The organism is Kitasatospora sp. NPDC034023, from assembly GCF_055575795.1.
The window spans coordinates 1-24,280 of sequence record NZ_JBVIRY010000038.1 but is presented as its reverse complement, the minus strand read 5'-3'; the positions used below and the strand labels follow the sequence as shown (position 1 = coordinate 24,280).

27 protein-coding genes and 1 pseudogene are annotated in these 24,280 nt (G+C 72.8%); 11 read left to right on the top strand and 17 right to left on the bottom strand.

Translation table 11 applies throughout. The features are described 5' to 3' along the window. Positions 1–18: 18 nt before the first annotated feature. The 10 genes from ACZ52R_RS35740 to ACZ52R_RS35695 form a co-directional block, all read right to left on the bottom strand. Positions 19–453, bottom strand: a complete 435-nt coding sequence (locus ACZ52R_RS35740; RefSeq protein ID WP_465754884.1) for a hypothetical protein — start codon at positions 451–453, stop codon at positions 19–21. 78 nt (positions 454–531) lie between these two features. Next, on the bottom strand, positions 532–1,203 hold the full coding sequence (locus tag ACZ52R_RS35735) for an NUDIX domain-containing protein (RefSeq protein WP_465754883.1): 672 nt from the start codon (positions 1,201–1,203) through the stop codon (positions 532–534). Positions 1,204–1,248: 45 nt separating this feature from the next. After that, positions 1,249–1,938, bottom strand: a complete 690-nt coding sequence (locus tag ACZ52R_RS35730; RefSeq protein WP_465754882.1) for a RapZ C-terminal domain-containing protein — start codon at positions 1,936–1,938, stop codon at positions 1,249–1,251. 134 nt (positions 1,939–2,072) lie between these two features. After that, positions 2,073–2,276 (bottom strand): hypothetical protein, encoded by a 204-nt coding sequence (locus tag ACZ52R_RS35725; protein WP_465754881.1) that lies wholly within the window; start codon positions 2,274–2,276, stop codon positions 2,073–2,075. Beyond that, on the bottom strand, positions 2,273–2,554 hold the full coding sequence (locus ACZ52R_RS35720; protein ID WP_465754880.1) for a hypothetical protein: 282 nt from the start codon (positions 2,552–2,554) through the stop codon (positions 2,273–2,275). The genes ACZ52R_RS35725 and ACZ52R_RS35720 overlap by 4 nt, the downstream gene beginning before the upstream one ends. A 14-nt stretch (positions 2,555–2,568) precedes the next feature. Continuing rightward, a complete protein-coding gene (locus ACZ52R_RS35715) occupies positions 2,569–3,078 on the bottom strand; it encodes a hypothetical protein (RefSeq protein ID WP_465754879.1) in 510 nt (169 codons plus the stop codon). A gap of 228 nt (positions 3,079–3,306) precedes the next feature. Then, positions 3,307–3,999 (bottom strand): hypothetical protein, encoded by a 693-nt coding sequence (locus ACZ52R_RS35710; protein WP_465754878.1) that lies wholly within the window; start codon positions 3,997–3,999, stop codon positions 3,307–3,309. A 28-nt stretch (positions 4,000–4,027) separates the two neighbouring features. After that, the gene (locus ACZ52R_RS35705; protein WP_465754877.1) at positions 4,028–4,621 is read right to left on the bottom strand and encodes a hypothetical protein; all 594 of its coding nucleotides are present in this window, start codon (positions 4,619–4,621) and stop codon (positions 4,028–4,030) included. Positions 4,622–4,873: 252 nt separating this feature from the next. Continuing rightward, a complete protein-coding gene (locus tag ACZ52R_RS35700) occupies positions 4,874–5,572 on the bottom strand; it encodes a hypothetical protein (protein WP_465754876.1) in 699 nt (232 codons plus the stop codon). A gap of 17 nt (positions 5,573–5,589) precedes the next feature. Next, positions 5,590–6,666: an NlpC/P60 family protein gene (locus tag ACZ52R_RS35695; protein WP_465754875.1), complete on the bottom strand. Its 1,077-nt coding sequence runs from the start codon at positions 6,664–6,666 to the stop codon at positions 5,590–5,592. Between the two features lie 403 nt (positions 6,667–7,069). Between ACZ52R_RS35695 and ACZ52R_RS35690 the strand changes: the two genes are divergently transcribed. The 8 genes from ACZ52R_RS35690 to ACZ52R_RS35655 are packed head-to-tail and all read left to right on the top strand — an operon-like array spanning position 7,070 to position 16,496. After that, complete coding sequence (locus ACZ52R_RS35690) at positions 7,070–7,930, top strand: hypothetical protein (protein ID WP_465754874.1); 861 nt, start codon at positions 7,070–7,072, stop codon at positions 7,928–7,930. Further along, a complete protein-coding gene (locus ACZ52R_RS35685; protein WP_465754873.1) occupies positions 7,927–8,286 on the top strand; it encodes a hypothetical protein in 360 nt (119 codons plus the stop codon). The genes ACZ52R_RS35690 and ACZ52R_RS35685 overlap by 4 nt, the downstream gene beginning before the upstream one ends. Continuing rightward, positions 8,286–9,068, top strand: a complete 783-nt coding sequence (locus ACZ52R_RS35680; RefSeq protein ID WP_465754872.1) for a hypothetical protein — start codon at positions 8,286–8,288, stop codon at positions 9,066–9,068. The genes ACZ52R_RS35685 and ACZ52R_RS35680 overlap by 1 nt, the downstream gene beginning before the upstream one ends. Next, entirely contained in the window at positions 9,058–11,115 is a 2,058-nt protein-coding gene (locus ACZ52R_RS35675; RefSeq protein WP_465754871.1) for a hypothetical protein, read from the top strand. Before ACZ52R_RS35680 ends, ACZ52R_RS35675 begins: the two co-directional genes overlap by 11 nt. 3 nt (positions 11,116–11,118) lie before the next feature. Beyond that, positions 11,119–12,651: an SCO6880 family protein gene (locus tag ACZ52R_RS35670; RefSeq protein WP_465754870.1), complete on the top strand. Its 1,533-nt coding sequence runs from the start codon at positions 11,119–11,121 to the stop codon at positions 12,649–12,651. Further along, positions 12,648–14,204: a type VI secretion protein gene (locus ACZ52R_RS35665; protein ID WP_465754869.1), complete on the top strand. Its 1,557-nt coding sequence runs from the start codon at positions 12,648–12,650 to the stop codon at positions 14,202–14,204. Before ACZ52R_RS35670 ends, ACZ52R_RS35665 begins: the two co-directional genes overlap by 4 nt. Then, entirely contained in the window at positions 14,204–15,940 is a 1,737-nt protein-coding gene (locus ACZ52R_RS35660) for a type IV secretory system conjugative DNA transfer family protein (RefSeq protein ID WP_465754868.1), read from the top strand. Before ACZ52R_RS35665 ends, ACZ52R_RS35660 begins: the two co-directional genes overlap by 1 nt. A gap of 7 nt (positions 15,941–15,947) precedes the next feature. After that, on the top strand, positions 15,948–16,496 hold the full coding sequence (locus tag ACZ52R_RS35655; protein ID WP_465754867.1) for a hypothetical protein: 549 nt from the start codon (positions 15,948–15,950) through the stop codon (positions 16,494–16,496). A gap of 61 nt (positions 16,497–16,557) precedes the next feature. On the opposite strand, the gene ACZ52R_RS35650 is transcribed toward ACZ52R_RS35655, so the two are convergent. Continuing rightward, on the bottom strand, positions 16,558–17,115 hold the full coding sequence (locus ACZ52R_RS35650) for a hypothetical protein (RefSeq protein WP_465754866.1): 558 nt from the start codon (positions 17,113–17,115) through the stop codon (positions 16,558–16,560). Positions 17,116–17,275: 160 nt separating this feature from the next. After that, complete coding sequence (locus ACZ52R_RS35645; RefSeq protein WP_465754865.1) at positions 17,276–18,073, bottom strand: hypothetical protein; 798 nt, start codon at positions 18,071–18,073, stop codon at positions 17,276–17,278. Between the two features lie 220 nt (positions 18,074–18,293). On the opposite strand from ACZ52R_RS35645, the gene ACZ52R_RS35640 reads away from it, so the two are divergent. Further along, entirely contained in the window at positions 18,294–18,563 is a 270-nt protein-coding gene (locus ACZ52R_RS35640; protein WP_465754864.1) for a hypothetical protein, read from the top strand. A 65-nt stretch (positions 18,564–18,628) separates the two neighbouring features. Here ACZ52R_RS35640 and ACZ52R_RS35635 read toward each other — a convergent pair whose 3' ends face one another. The 3 genes from ACZ52R_RS35635 to ACZ52R_RS35625 all read right to left on the bottom strand — a co-directional run bounded on the left by ACZ52R_RS35635 (position 18,629) and on the right by ACZ52R_RS35625 (position 20,302). Further along, positions 18,629–19,258, bottom strand: a complete 630-nt coding sequence (locus ACZ52R_RS35635; protein ID WP_465754863.1) for a hypothetical protein — start codon at positions 19,256–19,258, stop codon at positions 18,629–18,631. Positions 19,259–19,340: 82 nt separating this feature from the next. After that, positions 19,341–20,078 carry a hypothetical protein gene (locus tag ACZ52R_RS35630; RefSeq protein WP_465754862.1) on the bottom strand — a complete coding sequence of 246 codons (738 nt, stop codon included), beginning with the start codon at positions 20,076–20,078 and terminating at the stop codon, positions 19,341–19,343. Continuing rightward, entirely contained in the window at positions 20,075–20,302 is a 228-nt protein-coding gene (locus ACZ52R_RS35625; RefSeq protein ID WP_465754861.1) for a hypothetical protein, read from the bottom strand. Before ACZ52R_RS35625 ends, ACZ52R_RS35630 begins: the two co-directional genes overlap by 4 nt. 316 nt (positions 20,303–20,618) lie before the next feature. Between ACZ52R_RS35625 and ACZ52R_RS35620 the strand changes: the two genes are divergently transcribed. Together ACZ52R_RS35620 and ACZ52R_RS35615 are read left to right on the top strand one after the other, a co-directional pair. Continuing rightward, positions 20,619–21,086 carry a hypothetical protein gene (locus ACZ52R_RS35620; RefSeq protein ID WP_465754860.1) on the top strand — a complete coding sequence of 156 codons (468 nt, stop codon included), beginning with the start codon at positions 20,619–20,621 and terminating at the stop codon, positions 21,084–21,086. Further along, positions 21,083–22,366: a site-specific integrase gene (locus ACZ52R_RS35615; RefSeq protein WP_465754859.1), complete on the top strand. Its 1,284-nt coding sequence runs from the start codon at positions 21,083–21,085 to the stop codon at positions 22,364–22,366. The genes ACZ52R_RS35620 and ACZ52R_RS35615 overlap by 4 nt, the downstream gene beginning before the upstream one ends. A 95-nt stretch (positions 22,367–22,461) precedes the next feature. Here ACZ52R_RS35615 and ACZ52R_RS35610 read toward each other — a convergent pair whose 3' ends face one another. Both ACZ52R_RS35610 and ACZ52R_RS35605 read right to left on the bottom strand, forming a co-directional pair. Further along, positions 22,462–22,797: a hypothetical protein gene (locus ACZ52R_RS35610; RefSeq protein ID WP_465754858.1), complete on the bottom strand. Its 336-nt coding sequence runs from the start codon at positions 22,795–22,797 to the stop codon at positions 22,462–22,464. Between the two features lie 321 nt (positions 22,798–23,118). Further along, positions 23,119–24,280: pseudogene (locus ACZ52R_RS35605) on the bottom strand (MobF family relaxase); the annotation flags it as partial.

The window sequence follows — 24,280 nt, the reverse complement described above, 5'->3', positions numbered from 1 at the left end:
TCGGCTGTCAGGACGGTTCTACGCCACCGGGGAGGCGTGCGAGGCGTGAACGAAGACCTGCAGGCCGCTCTCGCCGCGGCGCTTGACGGCGGTGACACCCCAGCTCCAGCGGTCCAGCCATTCCTGGCGCTGACGGCGGGTGACCTCCAGCCCCTGCTTGGCGAGCATCTCGGCGAACAGCGGGTCGGTGACACCGATCGGGCCGGCGCTCTCCAGCACAGCGAGGGCCTGGTCCTCCAGCTCCAGCAGCCGGGCCTCGGCGGCTTCGCGGTCGGTGCGCTCGGCCGCCCGCTCGGCCTGGCCCGCGGCGAGGACCTCGGCGCTCTCCTGGTCGGCGTCAGCGATCAGGTCTCCGAGGCGGATCAGGGCGGCAAGGATGCCGCGCTGGACCTGCAGGACGTCGGCGCCCTCGGCCAGGGCGTCGGTGGCGATGGTGCGAAGGGGGTGGGTCATGATGGGGCTGTCCTTTCGGGGACAGGCGGGGCGGCCGGCTGTGAGAGGTCGGGGCCGCCCCGCCGATGGGAATCGGGGCTACGCGCCGGCGAGGTGGTTCAGGGCGCGCTGCAGCAGGGGCCGGTGCGCGGCGTAGAGGGTGCGTCCGGCGGCGGCGATCGCGGCGTCCAGCTGGGCGAGGTCGGCGAACGGCCACCAGGTCGCTTCGAGGGCGTCGTCGGAGCCGACGGCGGTCACCGTGGCGGGCAGCAGGTACAGGGCGCTCGTGGAGGCGACCCACGCCTGGTCCGACTGGCGCCAGTCGTCCACGACGTCCCGGCCGAGGATGATCGGGCGGTGGTCCGAGAGGTCCACCCCGGTCTCCTCGCGCAGCTCGCGCACCAAAGCCTGCGGCGCGGTTTCGCCGGGCTCGACCATTCCGCCGGGGATGGCCTCCTGGCGGATGTCGTCCCGGGTAATCAGCAGGACCCGGCGGTCCTGGCCGGTGCCCGCGACCACGATCGGGTCCGCCGCCTGGTTCTCTCCCCACTTGCCGAGGTTGCGGCCGGTGCGGCCGGTGCGGCCAAGGGGGTGCAGCGGCCAGCCCCGGTGGTCGAGCTCGAACGGAACGAGCGCGGCGGCCCGGCGCTCGGCCCAGTCGGTCACGTCGGCCGGCGTCGGCGCCGCCTCGGCCCAGTCGGGCACGTGGCGGGTCAGCGCCGACGGCTGCAGCTCGGGCGGCGTGATGTCCGTAGGCGTGTACTCGCCCATGGTGGATCTCTCCTGGTCTCGTGACGGATTCGGAAGGGACGGCGCTCAGGGGCGGTTCTTCTTGATGGTCAACCGCTCGATGTGGCCCGCGACCAGGCCCACGTTCACGGCCCCCCGCACGGTGATGCCGCCCACGGTGAGCGTCGTCTGGCCGGTGGCGGCCGGCTCGGCCGCCGGGCGGGGGACGGTGCCCTGCTGCAGGGAGGCGGCGATGTCGGCGAGCTGGCCGGCGATCTCGTCCGCGTCCAGGCCCATGTAGCCGTCGGAGAGGGCGCGTTCGAGCGCCTCGGCGAACGCGGCGGTGAGCTGGTCGCGGGCGGCGTCCTGGGCGCTCTGGCCGTCGGTCCGCTCGACCACCGGCAGGTCCAGGTCGCGGTGCACCACCTCGACGTCGTAGCCCTCGGGCCGGGCCAGGCGGGCGAGCTCCTGGGCGAAAACAGCCGCCCTGTGGCGTCCGCCGGCGCATCCGACCGCCACGGTCATCGGCCGGTCGCCGGCCGGGCCGGTGGCGAAGGCGCGCACCGCTGCCATGGCGGAGTCCAGGAGTTCGGCGATGCCGGGGGTGGTCAGCACCGCGTCGACCACCTCGGCGTCACGGGCGGTCATGTGCCGCATCTCGGGCCGGACGTGGGGGTCGCGGAAGTGCTCGCGGAGATCGGCGCTCCAGTGGGCGGCGGGCTGGGGCCTTGTCACGCTGTTGTGCAGGTAGCCGAAGCTGGTGATGGTCAGGCGCATGCTGGTCTCGTTTCGGGGAGTAGTTCGGGCGGCGGCTGGTGTGAGAGGTCGGCCGCCCGGCCTGGTGGGTGGTGCCGGACTGGCCGGTCCCCCGGGCGGCACGGACAGGTGGTCCGTGCCGCCCGGCCGGGCCGTCAGGCCGACGCCTCCGGGAGGCGGTTGCGGACGGCGCTGCGGAGCGCGGCCACGGACTCCGGCTCGAAGCGCAGCCAGGACCGGCCGATGCGGCCGTTCTCGTCCTTGGTGTAGGCGACCAGGACGGCGGAGCCGTCGGTGCTGGACTCCAGGTTGAACGCGGTGATGGTGCCGGTGATCTCGTCGTTCGGGATGTCTTTCACGGCTTCCTCTCGGGGTCGGATGCCAGTTCATCGGGTTGGGGCTGGTCGCTCTGCCCAGCGGTGGGCACGGCGGCGGTGGCGGTGGTCACACGCTGGGCGGCTCGGGTCTTGCGGCGTACCCACTCGCCGAGCGCCTCGTCCACCAGCAGGGAGAGGGACCGGCCGTCGGCCAGGGCCTCCGCCTCCTGGACGGTGGACTCGGACAGGGTGAGGTTGCGCCGCACCGTGCTTCCGGCGCGTCTGATCCGCAGCTCGGAGTCGGGCTTCTTCTCGGTCATTGGACTGTTGTACGTCAGGGGGCGAGGGCGGCCAGGGTCTTGGCGGCCGCGCTCTCGCGCTTGGTGCGCTGGGCCTGGGCGGCCCGGACCGTCGCCCCGCCACCGGGCCCGTACGGCCAGCGGGCGCCCGGGGTCTCGGTGATCACGTTGCTCAGGAAGTAGTGGGCCCGGTCGCCGAGGGTCAGCCGGTCCTCGGCCCAGTCGTGGTGGCGGTCGGCGCTGACGAGTTCCTCGCCGGCCTCCGCCGCGGCGTCCTCGGCGAGGACCCAACGGTGGTGGGCGGCGGCCCAGCCGTCGGTGCGGGTGCTCGCCAGGGCGGTCCACAGCTGGTCCGCCTCGGCCTGGGCCGCCTCGTACACGGCGGCGAGCTTGTCGCCCTCGGCGGAGCGCGGCGCGAGCGTGTTGTAGTAGCGGGCGGCGAGCCAGGCCAGGCGGTCCTCGCCGTCGCCGGCCTGCTGGGGCTGGGGCTCGTCGCCGGTGAATCCGCGGGGGGTGATCCTGGTGACGGTGATGGCGTCGGGCATGTCCGTGCTCCTCGGGCTCTGGCGCGGCGGGATTCGCGCGCTGGTGGATCGAGCGGAGACGCCGGGAGGCGGTCCCGATTCGGGGGTCCGCGACCTTCCGGCCCCCCAAGTATGCGCATAGTTCGGAGGGGTCCGCAAGCACTTCCACACGCCAGACCGCTGGCGTGCTGGCATGCCAGCACGCCAGCGGCGCGTTCTCAACTCCCCTATGGGTCCTCTGATCTGCGGCTATGCGACCGCCTCACTGGTCGGCTTGAGAGCGGCCAGCGGGGAGCGCTTCCTCCGACCGGATGACCTGACCGCCTCCCAGTTGACCTCGGGGTGCGCGGCACACAGGGCGTCGACTTCGATGGTGCGGTAGACCGGCACGTAGACGGCGCCCGCCCTGGACGTGCCGAACCGGACCTCCCAGTAGGTCGCCGGGGTGAGCCAGCCGAGTCGGGTGACGTGGTCGAAGTCAGCCCGGCGGATGCCGAGGCGGGCGGCGGCCTGCTCGGGGCCGAGGGGCGATTCCTCGGCGACCAGGCGGGCGAGGTCGTCGCGGCGGCAGACCTCGGCGACCTGGTCGGGGTGCAGCAGCGAGCCGTCCGGATTGCCGGACAGGTCGGTGAGCAGGCCGCGGCCGACCAGCTGCTGCACCACGAACACCGCGACGCTGGCCCGGCTGTGGGTCTCGTTGGGCCGGCCGATCGCCTCGGCGATCCGGTCGGCGGCCTGGCCGCCGCTGAGGCAGCCGCCGGCCGGGACGGCGGCGCGGATCGCCTCCCGGTCCATCGCCTCGACCTGCTCCCGGGACCAGGTGCCGCCCGGTCCGGGCTTGGGAGCGATGCCGGTGTGGACGGCCCACCGGTAGGCGGTGATCGGGACGCGCAGCCGCCCGGCGGCCTGGTCCTCGCGGTACTCGGTCAGTCGGTTCGCCATGGATCTCTCCTCCGTAGGTCTTCGCAGGTCAGCGGGCGTTGGGGCCGTCGTGGACGACGCGGCCGTGCCGGACGACGGTCAGCCGATGCGGGCCGGCCTCCATCCACAGGTCGAACAGCACGTCGCCGAGCACCGGGCCGACGGCGTAGGCCCCGGCCAGGCCCTCCCCGACGGGGGTGTAGGCGAGCAGGCGCAGGGCCAGTTCGCCGGAGTCGTCGGCCTCGACCAGGTATGTCTCGCCGAACTCGGTGTCGCTGCCGGGGCCGGCGCCGAATGCGGCGTGGACCAGGTCGCCGGCCCGGGGCGGGTACCAGGGCGCGGCCAGCAGGGCCCGTTCGCCGTCGACCAGGGCGCCGACCTCGGCGCCGAGGTCGCGCCGGCGCTTGGCCTGGTCGGCGCGCTCGGTGGGCGAGGTCGGCGCGGCCGGGCCGGGCCGGACCAGGGCGGCCGGGTCGACCACCACGGACAGGTAGGCGCGCAGGCCCGCGCCCTTGCGACTGGGGGCGTAGGACGCGGGCGAGCTGCCGGGGGTGGCGGCGATCGACTCGGCCAGCGCGCGGACGGCGATCTCGCCGCCGATCAGCCGGACGTCGACCGGCTGGGGAGCGGTGCGGGCATGCATGGGGGGTCCTTTCCTCGGGGCCCGGAGTCGGGCGGAACAGACCGTGACACATCGCATGATGTGCCGTCAAGTAGCTTGATAGTGGGGCGAGTTGGACACTTTCCCCCCTACTGCGCTCGCGTACGCGAGGGAGATTTCACCCACCCGGAGGACGGCCCGGAAAGCCCTGGGGGCGGGAACGGCGAAGGCCCCGGACCAGGGGTCCGGGGCCTTCGAACGCGGCGGGCGGAGAGGGCCGCCGGGGGGCGCGGCCTACCCGGCGAGGAACTTCTGGACGGCCTTGGTGGGCTTGGCGCCGGAGCCCGCCACGACGGTGAGCATGGGCAGGATCTCGGCCCCGACCGCGGCCCGCTCGGCGGGGTCGCGGATGGCGGCCCACATGGCGTAGGCCCGGCGGGCGCTGGCCTTCGTCAGGTCGTGGCCGGTGCCGGAGATTCCGGCCTGCAGGCCGGTGGTGTGCAGGTGCCAGCGGGCGGCGGCGGCCGGCTGGCCCTGCAGGTGGGAGATCATGCCGCGCAACTCGCGGATGTTGATGGTGTTCTGGTCGGCGGGGCCGAACGCTGCGGTGATCTCGGCGTCCAGGTGCTGGGCCTCGCTCTCGGCGAGCATCATCTGCAGGTTGGTCTGCGGCCTGGAGAGCTTCTTGGCCAGGTCCTCGATGCGGTCGCGGTAGGCGGCGGGCATCGGCTGCGGCGGGGCCTGGGCAGCGACGACGGCCGGCGGTACCCGCTGGGCGGCCGGGGCCGGCGGGGGCCCGGGGAGGGGCGGCGGCGCGCTCCGGCGGGCCGCCGCGTAGACGGGCGGCTCGGTGTAGGTCACCGGTTCGTCGTGGTGCTCCGGCTGCGGTTCGGGCTCCGGCTCCGGCTCGGGGGCGGGGGCGGGGGCGGGGGCGGCCCAGAAGTCGGCCGCCGCCTCGCCCCACGGGCGGGCCAGTTGGTCCTCGGTCAGCATCGTGCCCTCCTGTCCGTTCACCACTGCACCACCCGCACGACCTGCGTGATCCGGGTGGTCGCCTTGGTGCTGTTGCGCCAACCGTCGTAGGCGACCACCCGGGTCTGCGCACCGGTGTGCGGAGCCTCGACGATCATGCCGTTGCCGACGTACATCCCGACGTGACCGGGACTGTCGTCACTGCCGTCGGACCCTGCGTTGAACACCAGGTCGCCGGGCTTCACGTCGTCAATGCCTACCCGGGTGCCGATCTTGACCTGGGCGTAGGTCACACGGGGGATCGACACCCCGGCCTTGGCGTACGCCTGCTGCGTCAGGGAGGAGCAGTCACAGCGGCCCATCGGTTCGTCACCGAGGGGGTTCGTGCAGTTGCCGCCCCACTGGTACCAGCCGCCGCGCTGGGCCAGTGCCCACGCCACGGCCGTCTTGACCTGCTCCGGCGTGCCCTCGGGCAGCTGGTAGTCCGCCGGGAGGTCAACCGGTGTGGTGTCCTGTGACATGGTGAACTTCCTGACGTCCTCCATGATCTTCTTGACGTAGTTGTAGGTCTGCCCCTGCGCGAACTCGACGGGCGGAACGCCCTTGTACTGGTCGACGCGGCCCCATCCGGCGTTGTAGCCGGCCAGCGCGAGCTCGATCGGGCTGGCGCTGTAGTCCGGGTGGCCCTTCGCCGTCTTGAGCAGGGAGCACATGAACCGGCCCTGCGCGGCGATCGCGTCGGCCGGCTCCCAGACGTTCCCGCCGTTGCCCCACGTTTTCCAGGTGTCCGGAGTGAACTGGGCGATCCCCTGGGCCTGGCCGGAATCGGCCCTCGGGTCGAACGCGGACTCCGCGTTGATCTGCGCGGCGAGGACTCCGGCGCTCAGCCCCTGGTCGCACGCCGCGGCCGCGCCCCGGATGAAATCGGCGTACTGCTCGGGCACTCCGCCGGGCCCCACCCGCAGGGTCCCGGAGCCGACCAGGACGGACCCGCCGCCCCCGCCGCCCGAGTCGTCATCGAACATGGAAATGAACATGACCAGCCCGACACCCAACGCCAGCGGGCTCATCGCCACCGCGCCGACGGCGGCCGCCAGCCCCCGATTGATTTGCAATCCGCCCCCCTCAGTCGTAAACCGTCCAAGCCGTTCCGGCACTTCCGGCCCCCTGCGGCGGACCGCGGGGAGCGAGCGGAGCGCCCATTCTCACATCGCCCCACGACGCGCCCGGCGGCATTAAGTCCCCAGCTCGGAGCACTCCGCCATCCGGAGGCGTGTCAATTGGTGCATTCCAGCGTTAAAGGGGATGAACCATCCTACTGACCTGCCCCCGCCCCCCATTTGACTGATCGTCAACAAAATAAGTCTCGGGACATGTGTTCGGTACCGAGATTAGACTGACGCGCGGGCCCGGCAGCCATGGGAGGGATTGCCCGAGCACGACCGCACATTGCAATTCGGGGGAACGTTGGCACGAAAAGCTCAACCCGCCGTGGTGCTGTCTTCCCACGCCCGGGTCATGACACCCGTCCTCTCCGCCGTGGGCGGCAGCGGACGATCGACAGTGGCGGGACTGCTCGCCGCCGCGCTGGCACAGTCGGGGTCGAGCGTGGTCCTGGACCTCGCACACCGCCTGGCCTCGCCCTGGCCGGAATGGACCCCGGACCCCGGGTCCGGACTGGTCTCGATCCCGCCGCACCAGCCGCTGAGCAGGCGCCAGGTCCACGCGGCCGCGAGCAGGCGCCAGGGCCTGGGCGGCGCGCAGTGGCAGGTCCTGACGGACAACCGGGAGTGGAGCGCACCGCCGCTCCCGCCGGTGGACAACCCGGCGGCCTGGCACCAGCTCGCCGCCGTCGGCGGCTGGCAGGCGGTGGTCGCGGACACCGCGCACCCGATGGCACACGACATCGTCGCGGCCCGGACGGCCGGCCGCTCCGGGGCGACGGCGGCGTGGTGCGCGCTGCCGTTCAGCGTGCCCGTGGTGTGCGCGGCCGCGACCGCCTCCGGCATGCAGGCCCTGGAGACCGCGCTCAAGGCGGCCACCGCCGAGGGCCTGCCGCTGGAGCGGATGGTCGTCGCCCTGGTCTCCACCGCCGACGGCCGGCTTCCCGCAACCGTCCAGGCCGGGAAGACGATGATCGAGCCGCGCGTCGGCGCCCTCGTCCACGTGCCCTACGACCAGCAGCTCCGCACCTACGGCCTGCGCGACGTCAGCCGGCTCGGCTCCCGCTCGCTGCAGGCCGCCGACCAGCTCGCGCGGGCAGTCCTCACCTCGGCCCACGCCTCCTGGGGCGACCCGCTCCCGGCCGCGGCCACCCCGGCCGCCCTGCCGCTACCGATCCACTCCGCACAGCCCGTACCAGAGAAGGTGTCCCTATGAGTCAGTTCCTGAGCACCGTCAACGCGCTGCTGTCGGACCCGCACCTGCACATCCTCGCCGAGGACCCGCCGAAGCCGCCCGTCACCAACCCGATCCCCAACTTCACCCCGACGCTGCCGGACAACGTCAAGAACCCGACCGGGACCATCCTCGGCTGGACCGCCGGCGGCGGCCTGGCCCTGGCCACGCTCGGCGGCCTGATCGGCTTTGCGTGCGTCGGCATCGGCGAGAACACCGACCGCGGCGGCCTCGCGGCGCGCGGCAAGAAGGCCATCGTGATGAGCCTGGTCTCGGGGATCGGCATCGCCTGCATCGCCGGACTCGTCTTCGCCGCCTACAAGATGGCGGCGGGCTGATGCAGCAGCACGAACGCGCTGCCAAGCGCGCCCGCCTTCGCCTGATCGGCCTCGGCGCCCTGGTCGCCGCCGCCCTCACCGGCGGCGGCGTTCTGCTCGTCGTCAACCTCGACGGCGACCCCGACAAGGGCGGACCGCTCGCGGCCCCCACCTCCAGCGCGTCGGCGACGGCCGGCTCGCCATCGCCGAGCAGCACGGAGGAACCCGGCACGATGACGCCGGGCAAGTCCAAGCCGGTGAAGCTCAAGGTGCCCACCGGCCAGAAGGACGGGGCCTCGATCGGCTTCCCCAAGGACGGCCTGGGCGCCATCTCGGCGGCGACCTACCACATGGACGAACTGTCGCTGCTCGATGACGACATGGTGCGCCGACAGCTGACCACCATCACCGCCAAGGGCTCCGAGGCGAGCATCGACAAGGCCGTCTCCGACGTGCGCAAGCTGCGGGAGGCGGTGGGCCTGCCGCCGTCCGGCGGCACCCCGGCCGGCATGACGGTGACCACGAACGTGGACGCCGTGCGCGGCAAGTCGCTGACGCCCGATGGCACCGTGGTCCAGGTCTGGCTGCACTACAGCCGTACCGCCACGCTGCCCAAGGCCGCGCCGGACGACAGCCCGCTGAAAGACCAGCTGTCCGACGTGATCATGAAGTGGGAAGACGGGGACTGGAAGATCACTACCGACCCGCAGTACGTCGCCAAGAGGACGTTCGCCGTCGCCTACGACCCGAACTCGCGGGCCGCATGGCTGGACGGCTGGTGGGTGGTGGTCCGTGCGGACTAACCGAGGCAAGCGCCTGCTGCGGCTGCTGACCCTGCTGCTGACGTTCCTGATCTGCACGGGCGTGGCGGCGCCGGCCGCGATGGCCGACGACCCGTCCAAGCACGCCCCCTACGGCCCGCCGAAGGAGCCGCCGAAGGAGTGGAGCGAGGGCGGGCTGGCCATCGGCGTCGACAAGGACGGCCACTGGTGCATCATCGCCGAGGCGGACGGCTGCGGCCTGGAGGGCGGGGAACTCCCGGGCACCGTCGCCCCGTGCAGCGAGCACACGGACGGCTGCACGCCCGAGCAGCGCAAGGAGTACGAGCTCAAGCAGCTGGCCAAGTGGGAGGCCGGCGCCGACCACGGCGCCGAGAACTACCCGAAGCTCTCCAAGTATTTGAAGGAGTGCGTCAACAAGGGCGACACCTTCACACAGTGCATGTCGTTCGGCATCGGCCTGTACCCGCCACCGGTCAGCGGTCCGACGGACTGGGTCGCGGGCAAAATCTCGAAGATGGCCGCCAGCGCCATGAAGGAAGCCGCCGGGGCGATCGGCGAGGGCGTGGTGTGGCTCCTGCAGCAGTTCGCGGACGCCTTCAACGCCGCGTCCACCATCGACCTGGGCAAGACCGGGATCGGGCAGGTCACCGGGATCATGACGGTGCTCTCCGTGCTGGTCGCCACCTTCCTGGCCCTGATCCAGTTCGCCAAGGTAGCCATCTCCCAGCAGGGTGCCCCGCTGGTCACCGTGCTGACCGGCCTCGGCAAGTACGCCGTGGTGCTGGCCGTCTACGCGAGCGCCGCGCAGGCGATCCTGTACTGGATCGACGCGGTCTCGATCTGGATCATCAACACCAGTTTCCAGGGCGGCGGTTCGGGCGAGCAGGACGCCGCCGCGGCGATGAAGCAGCAGCTGGGCACCTTGTTCGCCAGCCTGGTCTCGGGCGGCGGCGGCGCTGCCGCTGGCGGCGCCGCGCTGGTCACCGGGAGCGGCGTGCTGAGTCAGGCCGTCGGCGTGGTCATCGTGGTGGGCATCCTGTGCATCCTGATCATCGGCGCCCTGTGGATCGAAGTGCTGCTCCGTCAGGCCGGAATCATGATCATCATGGCCACCCTGCCCATCGCGGTGGCCGGCCAGCTCTCCGACGAAACGGCGGAGTGGTGGCCCAAGGCACGCCGGGCCTTCACCGCGCTGGCACTGGCGAAGCTCGCGATGGTGGCTTGCTTCTCCATCGGCTTCGGGGCGATGGGCCACGCCGAGGGCGTGCAGAACGTGATCGTGGGCCTGGTCGTCTTCCTGCTGGCGGCGGCGGCCTGGCCGGTCCTCGCCCGGTTCATCACGGCCGTGGAAGCGGGCGGCGGCAACTCCGTGGCGTCCGGCATGATCAGCTCCGTCGGCAGCAGTGTCTCGGCCGCGTTCGGCGGATTCAGCGGCGCGGCCGTGGCGGGCGCCGGTGCGGTCGGCGGCGGCTCCGGCTACACCAAGGCCCTGGAAGAGGACAACAGCACCTCCGCCGGAAGCGGCTCCAACAGCGGCGGCGGCGGGTTCTGGCGAAGCGTCGGCGGCGGCGTTGGCCTCGGCCTACAGGCCGCATCGGCAGGGTTCAGCACCCTGGAGAGCGGCATGGCCAACATGGCGGCCCACGCGAACCTCGGGCCGGCCGCCAACGGCGGCGGCACCGTCGTCCCGCCGCGCCGCAACGCCGACGGCGGGGCACCGGCCGAACCGGCCGGGGAGGATGGCAACGACGCGCCGCCGGCGGAGCGGCCTCCCGCGCCGGGCCCCGGCACGGGAGCGGGCACGGCCGAGGTACCGGCCCCGGGCACGGGAGCGGGCACGGCCGAGGTACCCGCCCCGCAGGGGGGGAGCACAGCCGCCCCCGAGGCGTCGACCCCGCAGGGCGGAAGCACCGGCACGGCCACGGCTGGCTCCACCCCGGCCCCGGCGGGGACGACGGAGACCACTCCCCGCCCGACGGTGCCCGGACCGACCCCGGCCGGACCGACGGAGAGCGCCCCGCCCCGGGCCCCCCTTCCGCCCACCCCACCCACGAATCAGGGGAGCTGACCTGTGTCCCTGACCACGACCGCACCGGACACCTACCGCGGGTGGCAGAGAGAGAAGTCCGGGTTCATCGGCAATTTGTCGGGTGTCGGCTTCTCCCTGGTGGCGGCCGCCGCGGTGATCGCCCTCATCCCGATCTACCTGCACAGCTGGACCGGCGCTGCGGTGGCGCTCCCCCTGGCCGCTCTCCTGCTCCTGCTCGCCTACGGGCGGGTGATGGGCCTGGCCGCGGAGGAGTGGATCTTCCTCGCGGTCCGGCACCAGATCGCCGTGGCCACCCGGCGGAACCTGTTCTACTCGGGGGTCTACGCCCCCGCCGACAAAGAGGGGAACCAGCCCATGGACCTGCCCGGTGTGCTGGCGCGCCTGCGCGTGCTGACCGCATCCGACGGCCAGGGCGGCAAGCTGGGTGTCGTCCACAACCCGATCGACAACACGTACACCCTGGTCGCCCGGGTCACTTTCCCGGGCCTCGCACTGGTCGACACCGACCGCCAGAACAACCGGGTACGGCAGTGGGCGACGTTCCTGCGCTCCCAGTGCAAGGAAGACGGGGCGATCGTCCGGCTGCAGGTCCACCAGCGCTCTCTGCCCGACGACGGGGAGGCCCTGCGCTCCTGGACCACCCGGCACATCAGCCCGGACGCGCCCCCGGTGGCCGTCCAGGCGCTCGGCGAGCTGATGGAGTCCGCCGGGCCCGCGGCGACCATCCGCGAGACGTACCTGTCGGTGACGCTCTCCTCGGCCCGCGCACGGCTAGCCGTGCGCGGGGCCGGCGGGGGCCAGATCGGCGCGGCCGCCGTCCTCGTGCGCGAGTTCAACGCCATGACCGGCACGCTGTCCTCCGCCGGACTGCAGGTGGTGGAGGTGCTCGACCCGCGCCGGGTCGCCGCCGTGATCCGCACGGCCTTCGACCCGGACTCCCAGCAGATGCTCGCTGCCCGCACCTCGGCAGCGGGCTCGGACGGCTGGACCGGCACGGCGCCGGGCCTCGACCCGGCGCTCGCCGGGCCGGCCGCCGCCGAGACCACCTGGGGCCTGTACCAGCACGACGGCGCGTGGACCGTCACCTACCAGGTGCGCGGGTTCCCGCAGTCCGAGGTGTTCGCCACCTTTTTGCAGCCGCTCCTGCGGCCGCGCTCCAACGCGCGGCGCTCGATGTCGCTGGTGTACGAGCCGGTCGGCCCCGCGAAGGCCCGCAGGGAACTGAGCCGGGAGAGGTCCAAGCGCCAGGCCGCCGGCATCCTGCGCAAGAAGACGGGCCGGGCCGAGTCCGAGGACGAACGCCGCGAGGACGCATTCGCCCGGGACCAGGACATCGCCCGCGCCTCGGGCCAAGGCGTGGTGCGGATGGTCGCCCTGATCGCGGTCACCGTGACCAACCTGGATCAGCTGGAAACGGCGTGCGCCGAGCTCCAGGCCGACGCCTCCGACGCGGGGCTCGAACTGCGCAGGTGCTGGGGCGCGATGGATGAGGCGTTCGCCGCCGCCGCGCTCCCGCTCGGCATGGGCCTGCCGCCCCGGAGGACAGCGCTGTGAGCTTCCCGTTCCTGCGTCGCCGCTCCGCCGGCGACACCTCCCTCGAAGCGGCCTCGCTGGCCGACCTGCTCGGGCCCGGCGAGCAGGTGCCCCGTCAGCGCGCGCTCACCCCGCGCGAGCTGCGGCGCGCCCGGCTGCTGGAGGACCCGGACGCGGCGATGCGGATCGCCCCGCGCAAGGGGTGGCACCAGCCCTACGCGGGCCGCGCCGCCAGCCATGCCCGCGCCGAGGTCTTCCGCGCGGACACCGGCCGCGCGAGCGGGATCTACCCGTTCCTGCACGCCGCGAGCCTGCCGCCGGTCGGCCCGTACATCGGCTGGAACACGCTGACGATGCAGGCGTTCAGCGCCCACCCGGCGGCCTGGGTCCGCGAGGGCCTGGCCACCAACCCCAACGTGATGATCACCGGCATCCCCGGCTCGGGGAAGTCCGCGCACATCAAGGCGCTGTGCTTCCGGCTGATGGCGTTCGGCCAAAGGACGCTGATCGCGGGCGACGTCAAGGGCGAGTACCGCAGGCTCTGCGAGCACCTCGGGGTCGAGCCGGTCCGGCTCGGCCCCGGCTTGCGGGGTCGCCTCAATCCCCTGGACGCCGGGCCGCTCGGCCAGGACCTGCATCTCATCAAGGGCCGGGCCGAGCTGCAGTCCCGGCTCACCGAGATCCACCGCCGCCGCCTGACCCTGGTCAAGGCGCTGCTGGAACTGCAGCTCAAGCGCAACCTGTTGCCGCAGGAAGAGGAGTGCCTGGACGTCGCGGTGCGGGAGGTGACCGGCGAGCTGGCCGGCACCGGGGAGTCCCGGCTGGACACGCCCACCCTGCCGTTGGTCTACGGGGTACTCAAGGACCCGACCGAGGCCATGGCCAAGGAACTGCGGGTCCGCGGGGGGGACGTGCAGACCGCGCGCGAGCAGATGGCCAGCATCCGCTCCGCGCTCGGTGGCATGGTGACCGGGCACCTCGGCGGCCTGTTCGACCAGAGGACCAGCATCAGCCTGGACTGGGAGGCGCCGATCCAGAGCGTCGACATCTCCGCCCTGGAGCAGTACGGGGACGAGACCGTGGCCATGGTGCTGACCTGCGTCAGTTCCTGGGCGCAGTCGGCCATCGACCGGCCGGGCCGGCCGTGGATCGTGGTGCGGGACGAACTGTGGCGCCAGATGCGCTCGGGCGGGGCCGCGATGGTCCGCAAGATCGACGCCGACCTGCGGCTGAGCCGGGCGACCGGCACGATCCAGCTCCTGGCCACGCACAGGCTCAGCGACTTCGAGGCAGTGGGCGCGGCCGGCTCCGAGGCGGTCGCCATCGCCAAGGACTTGATCGCCTCGTGCGAGACCCGCATCCAGCTCGCGCAGGACACCAAGCCGCTGCGGATGACCCGCGAGGCGATCGGCCTCACCGATGCCGAGTGCGACCTGATCGGCTCCTGGGGCGCCGGGCAGCGCGGCCGAGCGTTGTGGAAGGTCGGCCGCGGCGGCGGCTCGCACGCGGTGCAGCTGATGCTCAGCCACATCGAGAAGACCCTGTTCGAGACGGACGAGAAGATGGTGATCTGATGGCCGACAGCCGGATGGACGACAGCACCCTGCTGTGGGCGCTGGGCGCCGGCGCGGTGGTCTCGGGCAGCGCTGCGGTGCTCGCCGCCGGGGCCCTGGCCGGCCTTCTGTCCGGCGGCGGCCTGCCGAGGATGACGGCCAGCGTGCCGGAGACGGTGCTGATGTCGGTGGTCAAGGGCCCCGGGGCGGTCTACTCCCCGGCCCCGCCGACCTGGCTGTTCTGGCTGGTGCTCGGCCTCCTGGTCGTGCTCCTCCTGGTGGCCGTCGTGGCCCTGGTCCGCCGCGGCGGCCGCCGTCGCCACCGGGTACCGACAGGCGGCGCCCGGTGGGGCGGCGCGGCCGTGGAGAAGGAGATGGGCCTGGCCGAGGCCCCGAAGGAGCGGCCGGACCGGATCACCGCCGGACGCGGTCAGGAGACCGGCAAGGTGGTCGGCGTGATCGAGCGCAGCGCCTCCGGCGTGGCGTTCGGACCGCCCGGCAGTTCCAAGACCACCGGCCTTCTGGCCCCGAACGCGGCCGAGTGGCAGGGGCCGGCGATCGTGACCGGGACCAAGGTCGCCGACCTGCAGGAGATCTACAACGCCCGCGCCCACCTCGGCCCGGTGTGGGCGATCGCACCCGCTGGCCTTCCCGACGGGCCGTGGATTCCCGCCCACTGGTCGCCGGTGGACTACGCGACCGACGCCGACAAGGCCGAGCTGATGGCCGAGTGGATGGCCGACGCGGCCCAGAAGGCGTACGACCCCAAGGCCGAGCCCTGGCTGATCCAGGCCCGCGCCATCGTCACCGGCGTGCTGCTGGCCGCGAAGGTCTCCAAGGGCGGCATCGCGGACTTCCGGCGCTGGCTGGCCCTGGGCACGGACGCGGTCGACCATGTGCGGAGCATCCTGAAAAAGCCGTACCCGGAGGCGGAGCTGGACTACGCGCAGCCCTGGCTCAAGCTCCACGAAGAAGGCGCGGGAAGCGTGCAGTTCACCCTCAACGTGCTGGCCGCCGTCTACCGCAACACCGGTATCCGGGCCGTGGCGGAGAAGACAGATTTCACCGCCGAGGAGCTCCTGGCGAAGAACGGCACGCTGGTGATCATCGCCAGCCCGAGCAACGCGGAGCGGTTCGCGCCGTTCTTCACCGCGTTGATCGCCTCGGTGATCCACGAAGCTGAGGCGAAGTACGAGAAGGCCGGCCGCCACCCGGAGCGCACCCTGGGCTGCTTCATTGATGAGGCGGGCAACATGCTGCGCTACCCCCGGCTGCCGAACACGCTGACCACCGGCCGCGGCATGGGCATCGCCATGTTCACCATCTGGCACTCCTACTCCCAGCTGGTCGAGCGGATGGGCCGGGAAGGCGCGCGGACCATCATCTCGGCGTCCACGCTGCGGATGTTGCTGCCCGGCTTGGCCGATGACGAGACCCTGCGCTACTTCTCGTACCTCTTCGGCAAGGAGCTGGTCGAGCGGACCAGCACCACCAACTCGGACGGCCGGGACTCCACCTCGACGTCCTTCGTGGAGTCCGACCTGCTGCCCGTGCACCAGCTGCGCGAGATCCCCGACTACACCGCTATCGCGCTCTACTTCAACAGGCCGCCGATCCGGGTCAACATGCGCCTGACCTGGCGCGACCCGGACGTGATGGCCTGGCTGGCGCGCCCGCTGGACCCGGCGCTCGCGGCGCTGCCCACGCAGGCCCTGCCGCTGTCCGCGCCGGTCACCCTCACCAAGACCACCCCGTAGGAGAACGATGTCCGAGGCAACCGCCGTCCCCGCGCAGGCCGCCGAGGCCGCACCCGCCGCCCCGGCCGGCGCGCCCCGCCGCTGGGTGTGGTCGGCGATGGACCTGACCGAGCGCCAGCAGCGCCTGGTCGAGCTCGCCGAGTGGGTGGATTGGCTGATCACCACCCACGAGATGACTCGGGAGGTCCCCCGCTGCTGGTACCGGCACCGGCGGGTGCTGGAGGTGTTGACGGCCCTCTACCTCGGGTGGGTGCGCACCTACGCGGGCGACCCGACCAAGACCGGGACGCTCGGCGAGATCGACTGGATCACCCGGCTGCACACCCTCGCCCCGCGCCTGGCCGCCCCGTCCTGCACGGACGGGCACCGCAGCTGGGACGACGATTTCACCCCGACCGGTGAGGGGCTGTCGGACTGGCTGGACGAAGGCGACAACGAGTGGATGGAGGAACGGGCCTACCACCCGGCGCAGGCCGAGGCCAACCGCCTGGCGGCCGCCGCGGCGGCCGCCAGGGCCGAGGCCGCCGCGCGGGCGAAGACCGGCGCCCGGACCTGAGCCGGTGCAGGCAGAACGCCCCGCGAATCGCGGGGCGTTCTGCGTTCCGGCGCCGGACCGGTCAGTCCACCGTCCAGGCGTCGAACCCTTGCTCGGTGGCCGCAGCGGCGAACCGGCGCTCCTCGACGCAGAGTTCGCAGAGGTAGCCGCCGGCGGGACCTTCGTGGCAGGACTCGCACAGCGGCGAGCCGTCCGCGGGCGGGGTGTACGGGTCCTGCCGACGGAGGGGCCACACGACGCCCAGCTGATCGGTACCGTCGGCGAGCCGGGAGCGCTGAACTCCGACCACCGCCCTGGTGACCGCGAGCGGGGGCAGGGCCCCGGGGAGCTCGACCCGCACCAGGCGGCCGGTCTGGTGGGGCGGCGTCTCAACGGCCCGGTCGACCAAGCCGCGGAGGTTGACGCGCGGGTTGTCGCTGTTCCAGCTGAGATCGGCGGACCAGACATGCCAGTCGGTGAGTTCCACCCGCCATCCGCCGGCGAAGACCAGCAGGGCGGGCGCGGCTGGGGCGGCCGGCTCGGCGCGGGCCGCGCGCAACAGGGCGGTGTACGGGACTTGGGGGTTGGCCTGCTGGGCACGCCGGGCGTGCTGGGCGGCGGTGGACTGGTGCTTGGGCACGGTGCTCTCACGTCCTGGCGGGTCTCCCACGCTCACCCGCCGGCTGAGGACACGGTGGGGTCAGCACGGGCCTCGGAAGACCTTGGTCGAACGGCGCCCTGACCAGGCGTGGGCCGGTGGGGCAGCGACGATCGGCGGTGCGTGTCCAGCAGGCAGCAGCCTAGCGCGCCGTCCCGTCGGCCTGGAGCGGAGCCGCCGCTGGCTTCGGCGGCTCGACGTCGGCGGCCGTACGGACCGCCAAGCGAACGGCCGTCAGTTCACCGAGCAGGTCGAGAAGCACGGAGCAGGCGGCGGCGGCCTCGGCGGCGCGGGGCCCGGTGGGGGCGAGGGGCTCCGTTGCCCCGCTCGGCATGAGCCGCCACCCGATGCGCTGCAGGTGGCCGGCCAGCACGGTGATCGGCGGGTTCTCCGCCGCGAGGGTCTCGTGCAGCCCCTTGACGGGGAGCACCGCGAGCACGTCGTCCTCCAGCTGTGGCCACGCCTCGGCCAGAACAGCGGCGAGGCCCTGGGCAGCCGCCTGAATCCGGCCGGCGTTCGCCTCGCACCAGGCCGCGGCGGCCCGCTGACGCGCCCGGTCGAGCCGCTCGTCGCTGACCTTCCGGCCGCTGTCGTACTTCATGGAGCGCTCCAGCCGCAGCGCGCGGTTCTCGGCGCTCTGCCGGGTTTTCAGGCCCAGCGCGAGGGCGATCCGGCTCCACGGGGTGGTGCGGGTGCGGGCCGCGCGGATCAGGTCCAGCTCCAGCCCGTCGAGCCGCTCCCTGGCGTCCTCGATCAGGGCCAGTGCGGCCAGGACGTCCTCCGCCGGTACCGGCTTCGACTCCTCGGTGAGCAGATGGGAGTAGGCCGAGGGGTAGGCCGCCGCGCGGACTGCGCGCATGGCGTCAACAGGGTCGGCACCGTTCCATCCGTAGCGCTCGCGCAGCAGCCGCTTGTTCGCCTCGCGGGCCTCGTAGTCCATGGACGTCAGCATCCCACCGGCGCGGAACCGTCACCAAAACGCTGACGCCTTCGGGTCCGGCCGGCGATAGGCTCTCTCCACTGATCCATCGCCCCGGCCTTCGGGGAACGGCCCGCCTCGGCGGGCACTGGTCCCCGCCCTGGCGGGGTGGGTCCGCCAACGCGGGCCCGAACACCCGTGCGCGAACCGCGCCGTACCCCAACATGGAGAAGGGCATCCGATGGAACTTGAGCCGACCCCGGCGGGCACTGCGCGGCTGGATCTGCGCGTGGACGGCCGTGGCAAGGGGAGGACCCCTGAGCCGCAGGTCAGTTTCACGACGGTGAACGGCGGGAGCGTGGTGATGTGGGCCCGCGACCTACCGCAGCTGGAAGGCGCGTCGGCGAGGCGGGACGGCGCGGAGACCGGCGTCCTGATCGGCCGAGCCGAGGTGGTCGAGCTGGTGGGCTTCCTGGTCGGCTACCTGGAGCGCACCGAACACCTGGCCTGAGCGACAGAACGGCAGAGCGGCCCGCCGGCGGCGGGCCGCTCTGCCGTTCCCGGCCTGGCGGGCCGTCAGTACAGCGGCCGCCCGAGCGCGAAGCGCAGGGCACTCGCTCGCGCACGGTCCGGGTCGTCGGCGAGCATTTGGTCCACCTCGTCCGGACCGGCGGACAGGTCGCTGAGAGCGTGCTTCTGCAGCGGCGCCGGCTCGGCGTAGGCGGCGCGGGCGGCCTCGTCCGCCGCCACCTGGATGCGGGCCATGCCGACCGCCCCGGCGGGCAGGCGCGCCAGGTCGTCCATGGTCGGCTGCCGGGTGAGGGGGGTCGCCACCAGGACGTACATGCCCATGTCGGCGTGGACCAGGGCGTGCCCGACGGACTGGGGGAACGGGGAGGGAACGGGGATCGGGTCGCCGGACTCCAACGCCGCGTCCAGCGGGTGGTTCACCAGCCGTCCCGAGGTGCCGGTCAACTCCAGCACCGTGGCGCCGTCCGGGCCGGCCAGGTAGTGCGCCATGTGCTCGTTCATCCGCTGGTGCTGGATGAACCCGCGGTACTGGCGGGCGAGTTCCTGGGCCTGCGGGTCGCCCGCGTCGGGGTGGTACCACCAGGAGATCACCGCCGGGATCATGCGGTTGTCGGGTGAGACGGTCCAGTCGTACTGAACGGCGAGCTCGAACGGCTCGAAGGCAGGGCTGTTCATGCGGCGATCGTCCCATCGGTCACTGACACTGCGGAGTTGAACAGGCACGCTGTGCTGGCAGTTGAGCGTCGGGCGGGCGTGGTCACGGCCGGGCCTCGACCTCGGCCCGGAGCTGGGCGGCGTAGGCGCGGGCCTCGATGGCTTGCTGGGCAGCCTCTGGCTTGCCCTCCTCGACGGCGATCCGGTCCAGCAGTGCGGCCTTGCGCTCGATGACGGCGGCGCGCTCGATCGGGTCGGCGCCGCTGCGGTGCACGTGGGCGATGGCGTTCAGGACCTGGGAGAGCTCTTCGGCGGTGGTCAGCTTCGACAGGTGACCGGAGACGGGGTGCTCGGTGTCGCGGTAGCGCGGAAGGCGGTCGCGTACCCACTGGTCGAGTCGCCGGGCGGCCGGGGTCGGCGAGTACGCCGCGTCGGGCAGTCGCAGATCGCGGACCGGTACTTGGCCGTTGATGTTGGCCGGGCGGGCCGGGTAGAGCGGCTCCAGCAGGGCGAGCCGCCATTCCTCCTCGGTTTCGCGGTAGCGCTCGTGGGCGGACTGGCGGGCGATGTCGAGCTGGTCACCGATCTGCTGCCAGCTGGCGCCGCGCTGCCGCTCGTAGACCACGGCGCGGGCCAGCGCCGCCTCGGCCAGCGCGACCAGGGCGGCGGCCTCGCCGACCATCTCGCCGCGATTGCTGAACGAGTCGCTGACGGTGGGGATGTGGGCGGCGGCCTGCTCGGCGAGCTCGGCGAGCTCGTCGGCGTAGGCGAGGCGGGCGAGAGCGGTCCGGCTGTAGCCGTGGCGGTCCGCGTCGGGGTCGTACGCGGGGGCGTCCGTCATGCTGCGGCCCCCTCGGTCAGGGCCGTGCGGACGGCGTCGTCGCCATAGGCGCGCTGCAGGGCGACGACAAGGTTCATGGAGGCGCCGGCCCCTCGACGGTCGCGGAGGTCGTCCACGAGATGGCGGATCGCGTCGAGCGTCAGCGCGGGGAGACCGAACTCCGCGGAACGGTCGGGGCGGTCGCCAGCGCTGGCGAGAAGCCGGGGGACGTAGGGCTCGTTCATGCTGCGGTTTCCTCTCTGAGGCACGGCGGACGCCGAGCCGGCCGGGACACGCAAGAGCACTGTCAGGATAGCCTGACGCAATCCATCTGTCAGGCCATCCTGACATTGGTCAACATGTCAGGGCGGCCTGACATTCCCTAGCGTCAGCGGAACGCTGACGCTAGGTCGGATCTCCCTGATAAGGTTCGGCTCACTCGTGATAATGCTCCTTACCGTGGGAGACAAAGTGACCCAAATCGAAGGCCCTTCTGCACCCCTGGCTGAACGTCAGCGATCCGCTGACACCGGCGGGCTATCCGCGGCCGAGCGGCACCTGGTGGACGTACTGCGGTGCGACGCCGCAACCCGGGACCGGCGGCCGGGCTGGCGCTACGGCAGCGTGGCCGAGCTGCTGCTGGACGTCGGCCGGCTCTTCACCCCGACCTTCTGGCCGGGCGAGCCGGGCACACCGTCCAACCGCTACGCGGAGGCCCTCGACCGGGCGACCGCCCGGGGGACCTACGTCGAAGGCGTGGCCCGCGACAACGGCCTGGTGCCGCTGCGGCACGCCTGGTACTCCGCCCCCGGCGCGACCATCGCACTCGATCCGGCCTGGACCCCGCCCGGCACCGCCTACCTCGGGCTGCCAGTGGAGCCGCGCACCGCCTCCGCCCTGATCGGCGATCAGGAGGTGCTGCTGCAGCGCGGTTCGGCGGCGTGCCTGCGGTGGCTGGAGCACGGCGTGCCCGAGGACCTGCTGGTCGACTGCGGGCGGCCGGTCCCGGCCGAGGGGGCGGCCCGGTGAACGGCGGCCTGGTCCCGGCCCTCCCGGAACGGGTGCCGCCCGGCGCGGTACAGATCATCGCGGACGTCTCCGCCTGGACGGAGGCCGACTTCACGCTCTCCCCGCGCACCCGCGAGAAGCTGCAGCAGGCCGTGCCCGCCGAGACGTTCCGCGCGTACGTGCGGTGGTGGGACCGGGCTGCCTCGTGGTGTGTCACGGCGGGCCGTGTTCCGCTGCCGATGACGGCGGAGACGCTCACCGAGTGGGTGCGGGTGCTGACGGACACCGTCTCGGACCGCACCGGCAAGCTGCTCGGCGTCCCCTCGCTCGACCAGGCGGTGGCCGCCGTCCGCGCGGTGCACACCGAGGTCGGGTTCGACGGGATGCCCGGCACCCGGCAGGCCCGGAAGCTGATCAAGGCCCACGGGCGGCAGCTCTCCAACGCCGGGCGGAAGGAGAAGAAGAGTGCGGTCATCACGGCGGACCAGGCCCTCGACGTCGCCGAGGCGATCGACCCCACCACCCTGACCGGCTGCCGGAACCGGGTCATCGTCAGCTTCTCGTTCGCGGCCTGGACCCGGCGGAGCGAGTTGACCGGCCTCAACTTGGTGGACTGCACGGTGAGCACCGACCCCGAGGCCCCCGGACTGTGGCTGTTCTTCACCTCCTCCAAGACGGACCAGGAAGGCGAGGGCGAGAAGGCGTTCCTGCCCGCCCGCGGGGACGCGCTCTGTCCGCTGCAGTCCTTCCTGGCCTGGCGGGGGATGCTCGCCGCACTGGGCATCACCGAGGGCCGGCTGCTGCGGAAGGTGGACCGCTGGGGCCGCGTCTCCGAGAAGCTGCACCCCGGCTCGGTCAACGACATCTCCAAGCAGCTGGTTGCGGCGGTCGGCCTGGAGCAGGACCTGCAGGGCAACGACTTCACCGCGCACGGCTGGCGGGCTTCCGGCCGGTCCGCATCGGTGGCGGCCGGGGCCTCGGAAACCGCCGCGAACGCGCACGGCCGGTGGTCGAAGAACTCGGTGGCGGGCAAGGGGTACGAGCGCGACCGCGGCGGCTTCGCGGACCACCCGATGGTGAAGGTCGCCCAGCAGCAGGCGGCCAGGGCGGCGACCGCCGATCAGCCGCCGGCGGATTCGGCGCCCCCCGCCGCCGAGGTTCTCGTGGACGGCTTCGCCGTGGTGGACGACCAGCGCCGAGACCGGAAGACCGGGGCCCGGGTGGGCTCGGACGGCCAGCTGGCCATCGTGCTGCCGAGCGAGCAGGCCTGGCCCACCGGGAACGAGAACCAGTCCGTCTGACCTCGCACAAGGGGAGCGGGGCCCGCTGAAAGCCGGGCCCCGCTCCGTCGTTTCTGCCGTCCGGCGCCGCCGAGCACGCGCACCGGCGATGTCCCTTACGGGTGGTCCGGGTGCTGCGGCGGCAGCCAGCGCACCCGCTCCCCTTCCCGTGCCCGCAACGGGTCGGGAGGCATGAACCCGTGCGGGAAGGCGATGGGCCACCCCGCGGTGATCAGCACGGAGAACACCGGCAGGCCGGGGAAGCGGTCCGACTCGATGATGTAGCCGATCTGCTCGCCGTCCTTGAACACCTTCGCGGCGGGCACCGCCTTGGCCCCGGCGTCCGGCTCCTGGTTTACCGTCAGCCCGAGGTCGGGCCATCCTGCGGCTTCCGTTCCGTAGGTATCCGCCAGCTCGGTCGCCGTCAGTGTGCGGCCTTCGTCTGTCGCCATAGCCCCGAAAGGTACCGGTCCAGGGGGCCCTCCGTTCACCCGGTACGGGGTTCGGTTCACCCGCACGGACCACGACAAAGCGCGGCTCTCCGCGCTGCAGGGACGAGTTCGGCTATCGTCCGGGAGAAGGCGTCGGCCCCTGCAATCTGGCCGCCGTGAGAACGCAGGACCGGCACCGCCAGGTGGCCAGTCTGCGCAGGCGACCGCGAGGTGGCCAACCCGAGCAGGCGGGCGCGATACAGACCTAAGCAGCAGCGACCTGGACTGAGCGGGGCCCGGACAACCGGGCCCCGCTTCGCTGTTCTGCCCTTCCCACAGGGACTACAGCTCGGGTCCGCTGCGGCCCTGCCCACGGTTCACGTCCGGGCCGGGCTGCTGCTGGTTCCGCTGCTGCCGCTGCTGTTCGGCGGCAAGCTGGGCGGCTTGGATGCGCTGGGCGTCCTCCGCGATGCGGGCGGCGTACGGCTGGGCGTCGCGCCTGTTCATCTCCTGGCGGATCTGAGCGGCGGCGCCGTCCAGTTCGGTGACCCGGCCGCGGGCGGCGAGGGCCTCGGCCTGGGTCGCCTGCAGACCACGCGCTCGGGACGCCTTGGTCCGCTCCAGTACGGCCTCGCGGCTGCCGCCGGCGCGCTGCCAGGCCGCCAGCACGTCCTCGTGCTCGGCTGGGTTCCCGGCGGCGCGGGCGCTCTCCTCCAGCCTGTGCCGGGTGGCACCGAGCTCCTGGTCGCGCTGCTGGACAGCGGTGCGCAGGCCGAGAAGCTGCTGCTCCAGAGTCTCGCGGTCGGCGCCGCGAACGGCGGGCCGACCGAGCCGGGTGGTCTCCGCCAGCCGGGCCTCGACGGCCGCGGCCTGGTGCTGGAACTGGCCGATCTCGGCGGTGAGCTGGTCGACCAGGACGGTGGCCGTGCGGCTCTCCACGATCGCCTCGACCCGCTCGGCGCGGGCAGCGACGCGCTGCTCGATCTCACCGCCGGGCGCGAGGTCCGCCGCAAGTTCGGCGGCGCGTGCCTCTTGGGCGACGGCCTGCTGCAGAGCAGTGTCGGCGGCCTCCGTGGTGTACGCCAGCACGTCGGACAGTTCGCCGTCGGACAGCTCGCCGTAGGGCAGGCTCTCCCACTCCGCGACCACCGGGGCGGTGCGCTCGGCCGGCTCCTCGGCGACGTCGACCACGAGCTCGGGCACGGCCTGGTCCTCGACCAGCTCCACCGGCTCGGCGACGTCGGCGACCGGAACCTGCAGCTCGTCCTCGACCACCGCGACCACCGGGGCGGTGCGCTCGGCCGGCTCCTCGGCGACGTCGACCACGAGCTCGGGCACGGCCTGGTCCTCGACCAGCTCCACCGGCTCGGCGACGTCGGCGACCGGAACCTGCAGCTCGTCCTCGACCACCGCGACCACCGGGGCGGTGCGCTCGGCCGGCTCCTCGGCGACGTCGACCACGAGCTCGGGCACGGCCTGGTCCTCGACCAGCTCCACCGGCTCG

Bases quoted from the DNA above. Each gene is read 5' to 3' on its own strand.
- ACZ52R_RS35655 (WP_465754867.1), top strand. From the start codon at position 15,948: ATGTCCGAGGCAACCGCCGTCCCCGCGCAGGCCGCCGAGGCCGCACCC.
- ACZ52R_RS35635 (WP_465754863.1), bottom strand. From the start codon at position 19,258: ATGAACAGCCCTGCCTTCGAGCCGTTCGAGCTCGCCGTTCAGTACGAC.
- ACZ52R_RS35700 (WP_465754876.1), bottom strand. From the start codon at position 5,572: ATGCTGACCGAGGACCAACTGGCCCGCCCGTGGGGCGAGGCGGCGGCC.
- ACZ52R_RS35610 (WP_465754858.1), bottom strand. From the start codon at position 22,797: ATGGCGACAGACGAAGGCCGCACACTGACGGCGACCGAGCTGGCGGAT.
- ACZ52R_RS35685 (WP_465754873.1), top strand. From the start codon at position 7,927: ATGAGTCAGTTCCTGAGCACCGTCAACGCGCTGCTGTCGGACCCGCAC.
- ACZ52R_RS35710 (WP_465754878.1), bottom strand. From the start codon at position 3,999: ATGGCGAACCGACTGACCGAGTACCGCGAGGACCAGGCCGCCGGGCGG.
- ACZ52R_RS35735 (WP_465754883.1), bottom strand. From the start codon at position 1,203: ATGGGCGAGTACACGCCTACGGACATCACGCCGCCCGAGCTGCAGCCG.
- ACZ52R_RS35730 (WP_465754882.1), bottom strand. From the start codon at position 1,938: ATGCGCCTGACCATCACCAGCTTCGGCTACCTGCACAACAGCGTGACA.
- ACZ52R_RS35630 (WP_465754862.1), bottom strand. From the start codon at position 20,078: ATGACGGACGCCCCCGCGTACGACCCCGACGCGGACCGCCACGGCTAC.
- ACZ52R_RS35625 (WP_465754861.1), bottom strand. From the start codon at position 20,302: ATGAACGAGCCCTACGTCCCCCGGCTTCTCGCCAGCGCTGGCGACCGC.
- ACZ52R_RS35720 (WP_465754880.1), bottom strand. From the start codon at position 2,554: ATGACCGAGAAGAAGCCCGACTCCGAGCTGCGGATCAGACGCGCCGGA.
- ACZ52R_RS35640 (WP_465754864.1), top strand. From the start codon at position 18,294: ATGGAACTTGAGCCGACCCCGGCGGGCACTGCGCGGCTGGATCTGCGC.
- ACZ52R_RS35690 (WP_465754874.1), top strand. From the start codon at position 7,070: ATGACACCCGTCCTCTCCGCCGTGGGCGGCAGCGGACGATCGACAGTG.
- ACZ52R_RS35740 (WP_465754884.1), bottom strand. From the start codon at position 453: ATGACCCACCCCCTTCGCACCATCGCCACCGACGCCCTGGCCGAGGGC.
- ACZ52R_RS35705 (WP_465754877.1), bottom strand. From the start codon at position 4,621: ATGCATGCCCGCACCGCTCCCCAGCCGGTCGACGTCCGGCTGATCGGC.
- ACZ52R_RS35715 (WP_465754879.1), bottom strand. From the start codon at position 3,078: ATGCCCGACGCCATCACCGTCACCAGGATCACCCCCCGCGGATTCACC.
- ACZ52R_RS35645 (WP_465754865.1), bottom strand. From the start codon at position 18,073: ATGGACTACGAGGCCCGCGAGGCGAACAAGCGGCTGCTGCGCGAGCGC.
- ACZ52R_RS35660 (WP_465754868.1), top strand. From the start codon at position 14,204: ATGGCCGACAGCCGGATGGACGACAGCACCCTGCTGTGGGCGCTGGGC.
- ACZ52R_RS35680 (WP_465754872.1), top strand. From the start codon at position 8,286: ATGCAGCAGCACGAACGCGCTGCCAAGCGCGCCCGCCTTCGCCTGATC.